Below are 12,606 nucleotides of genomic sequence, written 5' to 3'. Positions count from 1 at the left end.
ACCCGCCCAGTGAGAGGGAACCTCCCGTGGACACCATGCGCGAACGCTTCTTCGACGTCACCACCCGCCTGCTCGACGACGACCCCCGGCTGGCCGTCGTGCTCGCCGACATCAGCGCCGCCGGCTTCGCCACGGCCGCCGGGCGCCACCCCGACCGGGTGATCAACGTGGGCATCCGCGAGCAGCTGCTGATCGGCGCCGCCGGCGGCCTGGCGCTCGCCGGGATGCGGCCGATCGCCCACACCTTCGCCGGCTTCCTGGTCGAACGCCCCTTTGAGCAGGTCAAGTTGGACCTCGTGCACCAGGGCGTCGGCGCGGTGCTGGTGAGCGCCGCCGGCTCGTACGACTGGCCGGCCGGTGGCCGCACCCACATGTCGCCCGGCGACGTCGCCCTGCTGGACACCCTGCCGGACTGGACCGTCCATGTGCCCGGACACCCCGACGAGGCCGAGCGGTTGCTGCGCCACGCCGTCGCCGACGGCGACCGCAATGTGTACGTCCGGCTCTCCGCGCACCAGAACGCGGCGGCGGTCCCGGTCGGGGCGGGCCGCTTCAGCACCGTCCGCCGGGGCTCGGCGGGCGTGGTGGTCGCGGTCGGGCCGATGCTGGACGCCGCGCTGGCGGCCACCGAGGGCCTGGACGTCACGGTGCTGTACGCGGCGACGGTGCGGCCGTTCGACGCGGCCGGGCTGCGCGCGGCCGCCGCCGGGCGGGCGGACGTGGTGCTGGTCGAGCCCTACCTGGCCGGGACCTCCGCCAACGAGGCGCACGCCGCGCTGAACGACCGGCCGCACCGGGTGCTGGGCCTCGGGGTGCCGCGCGAGGAGCACCGGCACTACGGCTCGATCCCCGAGCACCTGGCCGCCTACGGCCTGGACGCCGCCTCCCTGCGGGAGCGGATCGGCACCTTCCTCTGGTGAGCCGGTTTCCCCGGTGAGCCGGTTCCTTCGGTCGGCCGGACGGCTCAGGTCCGGACGACCGCGACCGACCCGGCGGCCAGCCGTGCCACCGTGCCGTCGAGCCCGCACCCGCCGAACGACGCCACCGTCTCCCGCCCGGCGGCGCCCAGCGGCACCTCGGCGGCCCCGGGGCCCAGGTTGACCGCCACCCGGTACGGCCCCCGGTGCACCACCAGCCAGCGGGCGGCCTCGTCGTACTCCACCCGGACGGCGGCGAGGTCCGGGTCGGACAGCTCCGGCCGGGCGCGCCGCAGCCGGATCAGCGTGCGGTACCAGGCGAGCAGCCCGGCGTGCGGGGCGCGCCGGGGTTCGGTCCAGTCGAGGACGGAGCGCAGTACGGTGGCCGGCTCCTGCGGGTCCGGCACCTCCCCGGCCTGCCAGCCGTGCTCGGTGAACTCCCGCCGCCGGCCCTGCCGGACGGCCTCCGCGAGGTCCGGGTCGGTGTGGTCGGTGAAGTACTGCCAGGGGGTGGTCGCGCCCCACTCCTCGCCCATGAACAGCATCGGGGTGAACGGCGAGGTGAGCACCAGCGCGGCCCCGGCGGCGAGCGGTCCGGGGCCGAGGCCGGCCGAGATCCGGTCGCCGAGCGCCCGGTTGCCGACCTGGTCGTGGGTCTGCAGGTAGCCGAGCAGCCGGTGTCCGCCGGCCGACGGGAACGGGCGGCCGTGGCCGCGGCCGCGGAACGAGGACCGGCCGCCGTCGTGGAAGAAGCCGCGGGTGAGCGTTTTGGCGACGGCGGCCAGCGGCGCGCGCGCGAAGTCGCCGTAGTAGCCCTGGGATTCACCGGTGAGCGCGGTGTGCAGGGCGTGGTGGAAGTCGTCGCTCCACTGGGCGGTGAGGCCCTGGCCGCCGGCCTCGCGCGGGGCCGTGGTGCGGGGGGAGTTGAGGTCGGACTCGGCGACGAGGAACAGCGGGCGGTTGGTGGCGACGGCCAACCGGTCGACCGCGCCGGAGAGTTGTTCCAGGAAGTGGACGGCGCGGTCGTCGGCGAGGGCGTGCACCGCGTCCAGCCGCAGGCCGTCGATCCGGTAGTCGCGCAGCCAGGCCAGCGCGCTGCCGATCAGATAGTCGCGCACCTCGTCCGAGCCGGGGGCGTCCAGGTTGACCGCCGAGCCCCACGGGGTGTGGTGCCGGTCGGTGAAGTACGGGCCGAAGCGGGGAAGGTGGTTGCCGGACGGGCCGAGGTGGTTGTGCACCACGTCCAGGACGACGCCGAGGCCCTTGCGGTGGGCGGCGTCCACGAAGCGCTTCAGCCCCTCCGGGCCGCCGTAGGGCTCGTGCACGGCCCAGAGCGAGACCCCGTCGTAGCCCCAGCCGTGCCGGCCGGGGAACGGGCAGACCGGCATCAGTTCGACGAAGTCGACGCCCAACTCGACCAGGTGGTCCAGGCGTTCGGCGGCGGCCTGGAAGGTGCCGGCGGCGGTGAAGGTACCGATGTGCAGCTCGTACAGGACGGCGCCGGGCAGCGGACGGCCGCGCCAGCCGGTCCGCGACCAGCTGAACGCGGCGTGGTCCACCGGGCGGCTGGGCCCGTCCGGCCCGTACGGCTGCCGGGGCGAGCGCGGGTCGGGCAGCGGCGGGCCGCCGTCCAGGCGGAACGCGTAGTCCCCGGTGGGTGCCCCGCCGTGCCACCAGCCGGGCCGGGCGCCGTCCCGGGCCAGCGCGTGCCGCTCGCCGCCGACCTCCACCTCGACCCGTTCGGCGGCCGCCGGGGCCCACACCTCGTACGTCCTCACCCGCGGCCCCTCCGGGTCAGCAGCGCCACCGGGCAGGCGGCCAGCAGCTCGGCCACCGGCACCGCGCCCCCTGGGTAAGCCCGCCCGGTCAGCTCGTCCGTCCACACCGCGTCCGCCCCCGGTCCGCCGCTCCCGGTCCGGCCCGGCGGCAGCTCCAGCGCCGTGTCCCGCCAGCCGCCCGCCCGTTCGAGGCCGTACGGCAGCCGGGTGACCGCCGTGACCACGTCGTCCCCGCGCGCGAAGGCGAGCAGATGGCCGGCGGCGCGGCCGGTGGCGGTCAGCGGCCGGTAGGCGCCGAGCGGCCGCTCGCGCCGCAGGTGGAGCGCGGCCGCGGTGAGGTGCAGTTTCTCCCGCGCGAGGTCCCCGGTCCTGGCCGTGGCGGAGTCGGTGAGCCGGACGGCGAGCGCGCCGAGGTCCACCACGCCCCGGTTGTCCGGGTCCACCAGCGTGTACAGCGGCTCCTCGCCGCCCTGGTAGAGGTCCGGCACCCCGGGCACGGTCAGGTGCAGCAGCGCGGCGGAGAGGGTGTTGGCCCGGGCGTACGGCGCGAGCGTGTGCCCGTACCCCTCGATCCGGGGGAGCAGCCCGGGGTTGCCGTAGACGGCGCGGGCGCGGTCGGCGAGGGCCCGCTCGAAGCGGGCGTCGGGGGCCGTCCAGGAGGTGCGCAGCTTGGCCTCGCGGGCGGCCTTGAGCAGGGCGGTGACCAGCCGGTCCCGGTCGATCGGCCAGGCGGCGACCAGGGTCTGCCAGAGCGTCCAGTCGCTGTCCGGGTCACCGCCGGGGCCCGCGGCCGCGGACCAGGCGGCGGCCTCGGCGGCCCAGCGGTCCGGCTGCTCGGCGAGGACGGCGAGCCGGGCCCGGGCGTCGGCGCTGCGTTTGGTGTCGTGGGTGGAGAGCGCCGTCATGGTGTGCGGCCAGTGCGCCTCGATGTACCGGCACCAGTCGTGGAAGGCGCCGGGCGGGAGCCCGGGCCGGGCCGGTTCGCCGCCGACCTCGTTGAGGCTCAGCAGGGCGTTCCACCGGTAGAAGGCGGTGTCCTCGACGCCCTTGGCGGCGACGGCGGCGGCGGTCTGCCCGAAGCGGGCGCAGAACTCCTCCTTGGCCGGCCCGCCGCCGAGCCGCCCCAGCGCCAGGTCCGCGACCAGGGCGTCCGTGGCGTCCCCGGCCCCGTCCGCCGCCCCGGCCCCGTCCAGCGCGGCCCGCAACTGCCTGGCGGAGGCCTCCGGCACCGGCTCGCCGGGCCGCGCGTACGGGCGGTACGCGGGGTAGCCGGTGAGCACCCGCCGGAGCGCGGCCCGCAGCCGCCAGGGCGCGTGGTCGGCGTACGCGGGCTCGTCGGCGCCGATCCGGAGGGCGATCCGGACCAGCCGCTCAAGCTCGGCCGCCAGCTCGCCGTTCGGGCCGGTCATGTCGGACCGGCCGCGCCGGGCGGCGGCGACGGCCGGGTGCGGGTCGGCGCACGGCTCGCCGCCGCCGGGCACACCGCTGACGAAGGCCTCGTACGCCCCCGCCAGCCGGCAGGCGCCCGCGTGGTCGGTGAGCACGCCGTCGATCCGGCGCAGCGCGTCGTACCCGGTGGTGCCGGCGCACGGCCAGTCCGCGGGGAGCCGTTCGTCGCCGGTGAGGATCTTCTCGACCACGGTGTACGCCCCGCCGGTGGCCTCGGCGAAGCGGTTCAGATAGCCGCGCGGGTCGGCGAGGCCGTCCGGGTGGTCGATCCGGAAGCCGTCCAGGACGCCGTCGGCGTGCAGCCGCAGCAGCAGGCCGTGCGTCGCCTCGAACACCTCGGGCACCTCGACCCGGACGGCGATCAGCTCGTTGACGGTGAAGAACCGCCGGTAGTTCAGCTCGGTGCGGGCGAGGCGCCACCAGGCGAGCCGGTACCACTGCCGGGCGAGCAGCTGGTCGAGCGGGAGGCCGGCGGTGCCGGGCCGGAGCGGGAAGGCGTGGTCGTGGTAGCGCAGCACCTCGCCGTCGACGGTGAACTCGTCGAGGACGGTGCCGAGCCGGCCGCCGAGCAGCGGCAGCAGGACCCGGCCGCGGCCGGGGTCGTCGGCCGGCCCCGGCTGGGCCGCCCAGTCGATGTCGAACCAGCGGGCGTACGGCGAGTCGGGGCCGTCCCGCAGGACGTGCCAGAGCGGCTGGTTGAGCCGTTCGGGGACGGGGACGGCCATGTGGTTGGGCACCACGTCGGCGATCAGCCGCAGGCCGTGCCGGTGGGCCTCGGCGGCCAGCGCGCGCAGGGCGGCCTCGCCGCCGAGCTGCTCGCTGATCCGGCCGTGGTCGACGGTGTCGTAGCCGTGGGTGGAGCCGGGGGCGGCCGTCAGCAGGGGGGAGAGGTGCAGGTGCGAGACGCCGAGGGCGGCGAGGTAGGGCACGGCGGCGGTGGCGTCCCGGAGGGTGAAGCCGGGCTGGAGCTGGAGCCGGTAGCTGGCGGTGGGGGCGGCGGGCCCCGGGGCGGCCGCGGTGGACGGTACGGCGGCCGGGCGTGGCTGCGCGGGCTCGGCGGCGTAGGTCATGTGTCCATGACTACCCGGGCGAGCCCGCCGTCAAGACCCGTTGCTGATCCGAACAGGTGAACCACCTGCTCAGGCGGGCCGTTGCAGCACCATCAGCGAGCGGTCGGTGAGCCAGAGCACGTCCCCGGCCTTGACCCGGGCACCGGCGCCGGGGGCGGGCAGCCGGGGCTGGGCGGTGTCGACCACGACCTGCCACTCCTGCCCGTGGTCGGCCGGGACGGTGAACTCCAGCGGCTCGAAATGGGCGTTGAACATCAGCAGGAAGGAGTCGTCCACGATCCGCCCGCCGCGCCGGTCCGGCTCGGAGATGGCGTAGCCGTTGAGGAAGACGGTGAGCGACTTGGCGTAGTTGGCGCCCCAGTTGCGCTTGGTCATCTCCTCCCCGCTGGGGGTGAACCAGGCGATGTCGGTGAGGTCGTCGTGCGTTCCGGAGACCGGGCGGCCGTGGAAGAAGCGGCGGCGGCGGAAGACGGGGTGGTCGCGGCGGAGCCAGATCATGCCCTGGGTGAACTCCAGCAGCCGGGCCTCCGGGCCGTCGCCCTGTGGCCAGTGCATCCAGGACAGCTCGTTGTCCTGGCAGTAGGCGTTGTTGTTGCCCTGCTGGGTGCGGCCGAGTTCGTCGCCGTGCGAGAGCATCGGCACGCCCTGGGAGAGCATCAGGGTGGCGATCAGGTTCCGCTGCTGGCGGGCGCGCAGCTCCTCGACGGCGGGGTCGGTGCAGGGGCCCTCGGCGCCGCAGTTCCAGGAGCGGTTGAAGGATTCGCCGTCCCGGTTGTCCTCGCCGTTGGCCTCGTTGTGCTTCTCGTTGTAGGAGACCAGGTCGCGCAGGGTGAAGCCGTCGTGGCAGGTGACGAAGTTGATGGAGGCGATCGGGCGGCGGCCGTCGTCCTGGTAGAGGTCGGAGGAGCCGGTGAGCCGGGAGCCGAACTCGGCGAGCGTGGCGTTCTCGCCGCGCCACAGGTCGCGGACGGTGTCCCGGTACATGCCGTTCCACTCCGTCCACAGCGGGGGGAAGTTGCCGACCTGGTAGCCGCCCTCGCCGAGGTCCCAGGGCTCGGCGATCAGCTTGGCCTGGGAGACCACCGGGTCCTGCTGGACCAGGTCGAAGAAGGAGGAGAGCCGGTCCACCTCGTGGAACTGCCGGGCCAGGGTGGCGGCGAGGTCGAAGCGGAAGCCGTCCACGTGCATCTCGGTGACCCAGTAGCGCAGCGAGTCCATGATCAGCTGGAGCACGTGCGGGCTGCGCATCAGCAGGCTGTTGCCGGTGCCGGTGGTGTCCTCGTAGAACCGCTGGTCCCGGGCGAGCCGGTAGTAGGAGACGTTGTCCAGGCCGCGCAGCGAGAGGGTGGGGCCGAGGTGGTTGCCCTCGGCGGTGTGGTTGTAGACGACGTCCAGGATCACCTCGATGCCGGCCGCGTGCAGGGCCTTCACCATCGACTTGAACTCCTGCACCTGCTGGCCGCGGTCCCCGGTGGAGGAGTAGGAGGAGTGCGGGGCGAAGAAGCCGATGGTGTTGTACCCCCAGTAGTTGGCCAGGCCCAGGTCGCGCAGCCGGTGGTCGCGGACGAACTGGTGCACCGGCATCAGCTCGATCGCGGTGACGCCGAGCTTGGCCAGGTGCTCGATCACGGCCGGGTGGGCCAGGCCCGCGTACGTCCCCCGGATCTCCTCGGGGATGCCCGGGTGGAGCTTGGTCAGCCCCTTCACATGGGCCTCGTAGACCACCGTGCGGTGGTAGTCGGTGCGCGGCGGGCGGTCGGTGCCCCAGTCGAAGTACGGGTTGATCACCACGGAGTGCATGGTGTGCGGGGCGGAGTCCAGGTCGTTGCGGCGCTCCGGCGCGCCGAAGTGGTAGCCGTAGACGGCCTCGTCCCAGCCGATGTGCCCGCTCATGGCCTTGGCGTACGGGTCCAGCAGCAGCTTGGCGCTGTTGTGCCGCTGGCCGAGGCCCGGGTTGTGCGGGCCGTGGACGCGGAATCCGTAGCGCTGGCCGGGCTGGACGCCCGGGAGGTAGGCGTGCCGGACGAAGGCGTCGGTCTCCCGCAGCTCCACGGCCGTCTCCGAGCCGTTCGCGTCGAGCAGGCAGAGCTCGATCCGGTCGGCGCTCTCCGAGAACACCGCGAAGTTGGTGCCGGCCCCGTCGAAGGTGGCACCGAGGGGGTAGGGCGCCCCTGGCCAGACCTGCATGAGTCCTCAACTCCCCTGTAGTCAACGGAAACTGACGTGCAGTCCGATCGTGCTCCGGGCTCGGTTGCTCTCTTCCCGGCCGGGCGGCCGGGCATGTGCGGCGGTCGCGTGCCGCGCTGGACGGCACAGTCCGCATACTCCCCGACGCTTCGCCCGGCGGCGGGACCATTTGCCCTGTGTTCGCCCGAACGGGTGTCCGGCGGGTGATCGGCGGGTGCCCCCGGGGCCGCCGGGGCGCGGCTGGGCGTGGCGGGGCGGGCCCGTCGGTCAACCGGCTGCGGGCCGCTCGCGGCGGGCAGTACTCTTGATCGTCCGGCCGCTTCGTGTCCGTGGCGATCCATCAGAAGAAACGATCAGCAGAGCCTTCCGGCAGAACCGGCGGAAGCGGGGCTCCAGCAGGAACCAGGTGAGGTGGCGCATGGTGTTCCCCGCCGGCGGCCGTGGCGGTGGGCCCGGTGGCCCCGACCGTGGCAGCACCCGCAGCGAGGCGCCGACCGTCGTCATGCGCCCCGCCCTGACCGGCCGCGCCGTCGTCCCGGCCCAGGGCGGCCCGGTCGAGATCCCCGCCCTGGCCTGGTCCGGCGCCGAGTGGGAGGACGCCTACCAGCGGGTCCGGCTCGCCGGGCGCGCGTACGTCTGGCTCAACCTGGTCGAACAGCGGCTGCGCTCGCTCGTCGACGAGGTGCTCCACCCCATCTACGCCCCCGCCCACGGCGAGGACTGGGTGACGGCCGCGGCCGGACCGGCCGGCGAGGAGTGGGCCCACCGGGCCGGCGCGGTCCGCGAGGTCAGCCGCCGCAAGGGCTATCTGCTCGACCCGGCCGACGACGACCCGCTGGTCTTCCTCACCCTGCCCCAGCTGCGCGAACTGATGGTCCAGCACTGGCCCTGCTTCGAGCCGTACCTCGCCGACCGGCGGGAGATCGAGCTGGCCCTGGACGAACTGGAGGTCGCCCGGCACGTGGTCTCCCGCAACCGCGTCCTCACCCAGACCGTCCTCGCCCAGACCGAACGCGCCGCCGCCCGGCTGCTCGCGGTGCTCGACGGCGGCGCCGGCGGCGTCCCGGCCGACGTGGTCGAGTCCCTGGTGGCCGGCCGCTACGCGGACGTGGTCGCGGTGCACGCCGACCGGGTCCGGCTCCAGCGCGACCTGCCGGTGGAGGACCTGCTGGACGGCGCCCGGCGGCTGGACGCGCTCGGCATCGGCCTCGGCATGCTCTGCCAGAACTACACCGGCAAGCGCCTGGTGCGCCTGGCCACCGACGGCTGCCGGGTCCGGCTGCTCTTCCTCAACCCGGCCAGCAGCGCGGTCCGCCGCCGCGAGCGCGAGCTGGGCCTCGGCCGCGGCGAGCTGGCCCGCTCGATCGAGATGAACATCATGCACGTCCGCCGGGTCCGGGCCCGGCTGCGCGACCAGGGCGGCTTCGAGATCCGGGTCTTCGACGAGACCCCGCGGTTCACCGCCTACCTGGTCGAGGGTCCGCGCCCGGCCGGCCAGAGCGGCGGCGGCCGCCGCCAGACCCGCGACCTCGGCGTCGTCCAGCCCTACCTGCGGCGGGCCCGGGGCATGGAGTCGCCCGCCCTGGTGCTGCGCGGCGGCGCCGGCCAGCAGCCGGGCGGCACCGAGGCCGGGCTGCTGGAGGTCTACCGCGAGGAGTTCGAGGGCGTCTGGGCGGACTCCCGGCCGGTGTCCTGACACCCGTTCGCCGGGGCGGCCGGACGGCTGGGGTGCTACGGCCATGAGGCGGGCTGGGAGACTACGGCCATGAACAGCCCCGCCGACGCCCCCGCCTGGACCCTGCGCACCGCCGAGGCCGCCGACGTCGAACCCGTCGCCGAACTCCGCGCCGTGGTGATGCGCCCCGACCTCGAACGGCTCGGCCGCTACGACGAGGACCGGGTCCGCCGGCGCCTGCGGGACTCCTTCTCCACCCGCTACACCTCGATCGTCCTGGTGGACGGCGAGTTCGCGGGCTGCGTCACCGTCCGCCCCGCCGAGCAGGGCGGCCGGCTGCTGGAGCACTTCTACCTCGCCCCGCACCACCAGGGCCGCGGCCTCGGCTCCGCCGTCCTGCGCACCGTCCTGGCCGCCGCCGACGCCGCGGGCGAGCCCGTCCGGCTCGACGTGCTCCGGGGCAGCGCCGCCCGCCGCCTCTACGAACGCCACGGCTTCGCCCTGGAGTCCGAGGACCCGGTCGACGTCCGCCTGGTCCGCCCGGCCGGGTCGCGCGAGGCGGCCGCCGCGTAGCAGGGGGCCGCTGGGCCGGGCCCGCCCGCCCCAGCGGCGGCATTGTCGGTGGGGCGGGCGATGATAGGGGCTGCTTCGACCAACCGGACGGAAGGACACACCCCTATGAGCTGGTGGCAGCAGCCACTGGTCGGCTTCGACCTGGAGACCACGGGTACGGACCCGGCCGCGTCCCGCATCGTCACGGCCGCCCTCGTGGACACCGTCGGAGCCCGCCGGCTGAGCGCCACCGGCTGGCTGCTCGACCCCGGTGTCCCGATCCCCGCCGAGGCCGAGGCGATCCACGGCATCGGCGACGACCTGGCCCGGAGCAAGGGCCGCCCGGCCAAGGAAGCGGTGGACGAGATAGCCGCGGCGCTGTGCGAACGGCTCGCCGCCGGCCGCCCGGTGGTCGCCTTCAACGCGCCCTTCGACCTCTCGCTGCTCGACGCCGAACTGCGTCGCCACGGCCTGGCGCCGCTCGCCGAGCGGCTCGGCGGCCCGGTCGCGCCGGTGCTGGACGCGCTGGTCATCGACCGGGCCGTGGACAAGTACCGCAAGGGCTCCCGCACCCTCCAGCGGGTCTGCGAGGTGTACGGCGTGGAGCTGACCGACGCGCACGAGGCCGGCAGCGACGCGCTGGCCGCCGTCCGGGTCGCCGTCGCCCTCGCCGAGCGCTACCCCGGCCAGGTCGGCGACGTCCCGCTGGCCGAGCTGCACGACCTCCAGATCGGCTGGCACCACGACTGGGCGGAGGGCCTCCAGGCCTGGCTGCGCCGCGCCAAGGACCCGCAGGCCGTCATCGACCCCCGCTGGCCGCTGCGCTGAGCCCCTCGGCTCAGCTGTACGCGATCTTCTCCACCTCGTACAGCTGGGCGGCGCCGATCCGGTCCTCGCCCAGGGAGAGCAGCCAGGGCAGCAACTCGGCCGTGGCGTCCAGCTCGTCGTAGAAGCCGAGCCGGAGCCCGGAGAGCTGCCCGTAGGACAGCCAGCCGGCCATGGCGTCGGAGAGGTGGCGCTCCGCCGCCTCGGTGCGGGTCGCGGCCCAGATGCCGAGCCACGGTGCCAGGGAGCCGGTACTGACGGCGATCGTCTCCAGCACGCCGGTGACGGGGGCGACGCCGGGGTGCCGGTGCAGGGTCGCCCGCCACCAGGCCGACCAGACCGCGTCCAGCGCCTCCCGCTCGGGGCCCGGCCAGTCGCGCCAGCCGGCTTCGAGCAGCCGGGAGGCGATCAGGCCGTGGTCGACGTGCAGCCGGCCGGTGGCCAGCGCCCGGACGATTCGGGGCGTCATTTTTCGGTACAGGCCCGGACCGTCGTCCCAGTGGCCGATCGATTTGGCGGAGACGGACGGGATCAGCTCCTCGGGCACCAGCCGGGCGGGCCCGGCGAGCGCCGCGAGCCCGGCGTCGGGGTAGCAGTAGGCGCAGCCGCCCACGTCGAACGGCTGGTCGGAGAACGGTGCGAAGGCGGCGTCCAGCGCGTCGAGCGCGGTGCGGAGCCGCTGGTCGGGGTCGGTCACGATCACCTGCGGGGGGACCTCGTCCGGCGTGCCGGAGAAGAGATCGACGCTATCACGCACGCTCAGCCGGGTCGTGCCCGAGGGCCCGGGCCTTGGAGAGGGTGAACTCGGCGGCGTCCAGGGCGCCTTCGCGGTGCGGGGCGGACAGCCGCTCCAGCTCGTCGACCAGCCGCGGGTCGCCATCGCGGTCGGGGGCGGCGTCGGCGGGGCCGGGCGTGGGGAAGGTGACCCGGGCGGTGCCCGGGTGCAGCGGGTCCAGGTGTCGGAGATAGGGGAGTTCAGCTCGCCGGGAAGTCGAAGCGGTAGCCCTGGGCGATCAGCCAGGGGATCAACTGCCGCAGCGCGGCCACGGTTTGGCTGCGGTCGCCGCCGCCGTCGTGCAGCAGGATCACGCCGCCGGGCTTCAGCTGGCTCCGCACGGTGGAGACGATCGAGGCGACGCCAGGGCGGGACCAGTCGCGCGGGTCCACGGACCAGCCGAGCGGCCGCATGCCCAGGTCGGCGGAGATGCGCTCGTTGTCGGCGTTGAACCCGCCGCCGGGGGCGCGGAACCAGCCGACCCCGGTGCCCGGCCCGCCGGCCCGGACGATCATGTCCTTGGCGGCGGAGATCTCGTACACGGCCTTGTCGTGCGGGAGCGCGGCGAACGGCTGCGGGTGGTGCACGGTGTGGTCGCAGAGCCGGTGGCCGGCCGCCAGGACGCGCCTGACCATCGCGGGGTCGGCCGCGGCCTGCCGGCCGATCTGGCAGAACGTCGCCTTGACGCCGTACTGCGCGAGCAGGTCCAGGACCTGGCCGGTGGCGGGGCCCGGGCCGTCGTCGAAGGTGAGCGCCACGGTCCGTCCGCCGGAGGCGGTGGAGCGGACGACCGCGGCGGATCCACCGCTCGCGGGCGGAGCGGGCTGCGCGGGCGGGGTCTGGGCCCCGGTGGCCGGCGGGGCGGCCGGCGTTGTCGGGGGCTGCGAGGGCGTCCGGACCGGCGGCTTCGACGCGGTCGGCGGTGTGGCGGCGCCCGTCGCGGGCCTGGGCGCGGACGGCTTCGGGGTGCCGGTCGGCCGGCCGGGCGGGGTGGGGGCGGAGTCCGGGGAGACCGGCACGCCGTCCGAGCCCGGCGCCGGGACGACGGACGGACCGCCGGGCGGCCCACCGGACGGTGCGCCGGGCACCGACGGCGCGCCGGTGCCCGGCTGCGGCTGGAGCGCCCCGTTGGCCGTGCCGCAGGCCGCCAGGGCCAGCGAGGCGGCCACCGCGAGGCAGCCCGTGATCAGCGGGCGACGGCGCCGGACCGACGGACACGACGGACGCGGCGGCCTCGGCGGGACGGAGGGGCTCGACGACGGTCGTGGCGGGGTGGCGTGCTCAGGCATGGCGGCGGCTCCTGAGATGGTGAGGCGGCGCGATCCCTCGGTCAGGGCAGGGCGACTCTCCGGTGGGACGCCGGTGCCAGGCCTCCCGG

The 12,606-nt window shown here is 75.3% G+C and carries 9 protein-coding genes; 4 read left to right on the top strand and 5 right to left on the bottom strand.

The annotated features are described in order from the left end of the window. Positions 1-26: 26 nt before the first annotated feature. A complete protein-coding gene (locus ACIP82_RS30200; RefSeq protein WP_400657994.1) occupies positions 27-920 on the top strand; it encodes a transketolase family protein in 894 nt (297 codons plus the stop codon). Between the two features lie 44 nt (positions 921-964). On the opposite strand, the gene treZ is transcribed toward ACIP82_RS30200, so the two are convergent. From treZ to glgX, 3 genes are all read right to left on the bottom strand, one after another. Beyond that, entirely contained in the window at positions 965-2,695 is a 1,731-nt protein-coding gene (treZ, locus tag ACIP82_RS30195) for a malto-oligosyltrehalose trehalohydrolase (protein WP_400657992.1), read from the bottom strand. Then, on the bottom strand, positions 2,692-5,214 hold the full coding sequence (gene treY, locus ACIP82_RS30190) for a malto-oligosyltrehalose synthase (RefSeq protein ID WP_400657990.1): 2,523 nt from the start codon (positions 5,212-5,214) through the stop codon (positions 2,692-2,694). Before treY ends, treZ begins: the two co-directional genes overlap by 4 nt. Positions 5,215-5,283: 69 nt before the next feature. Further along, positions 5,284-7,401 carry a glycogen debranching protein GlgX gene (gene glgX, locus ACIP82_RS30185; RefSeq protein WP_363609233.1) on the bottom strand — a complete coding sequence of 706 codons (2,118 nt, stop codon included), beginning with the start codon at positions 7,399-7,401 and terminating at the stop codon, positions 5,284-5,286. A 418-nt stretch (positions 7,402-7,819) separates the two neighbouring features. Here glgX and ACIP82_RS30180 point away from each other — a divergent pair, with 418 nt between their 5' ends. The 3 genes from ACIP82_RS30180 (at position 7,820) to ACIP82_RS30170 (ending at position 10,456) form a co-directional block, all read left to right on the top strand. After that, positions 7,820-9,097, top strand: a complete 1,278-nt coding sequence (locus ACIP82_RS30180; protein WP_400657988.1) for an SAV2148 family HEPN domain-containing protein — start codon at positions 7,820-7,822, stop codon at positions 9,095-9,097. A gap of 69 nt (positions 9,098-9,166) precedes the next feature. Further along, positions 9,167-9,649 (top strand): GNAT family N-acetyltransferase, encoded by a 483-nt coding sequence (locus tag ACIP82_RS30175; RefSeq protein ID WP_400657986.1) that lies wholly within the window; start codon positions 9,167-9,169, stop codon positions 9,647-9,649. Positions 9,650-9,754: 105 nt separating this feature from the next. Further along, positions 9,755-10,456: an exonuclease domain-containing protein gene (locus tag ACIP82_RS30170; RefSeq protein WP_363609227.1), complete on the top strand. Its 702-nt coding sequence runs from the start codon at positions 9,755-9,757 to the stop codon at positions 10,454-10,456. 10 nt (positions 10,457-10,466) lie between these two features. On the opposite strand, the gene ACIP82_RS30165 is transcribed toward ACIP82_RS30170, so the two are convergent. Beyond that, a complete protein-coding gene (locus ACIP82_RS30165; RefSeq protein WP_363609225.1) occupies positions 10,467-11,210 on the bottom strand; it encodes a hypothetical protein in 744 nt (247 codons plus the stop codon). Positions 11,211-11,428: 218 nt separating this feature from the next. Continuing rightward, entirely contained in the window at positions 11,429-12,517 is a 1,089-nt protein-coding gene (locus ACIP82_RS30160; RefSeq protein WP_400657982.1) for a polysaccharide deacetylase family protein, read from the bottom strand. Positions 12,518-12,606 lie beyond the last annotated feature (89 nt).

Source organism: Kitasatospora sp. NPDC088548 (genome assembly GCF_044753005.1).
Classification (GTDB): Bacteria; Actinomycetota; Actinomycetes; order Streptomycetales; family Streptomycetaceae; genus Kitasatospora.
Note: the sequence above shows the minus strand (reverse complement) of the source record. Positions and strands in the feature narration are given on the sequence as shown.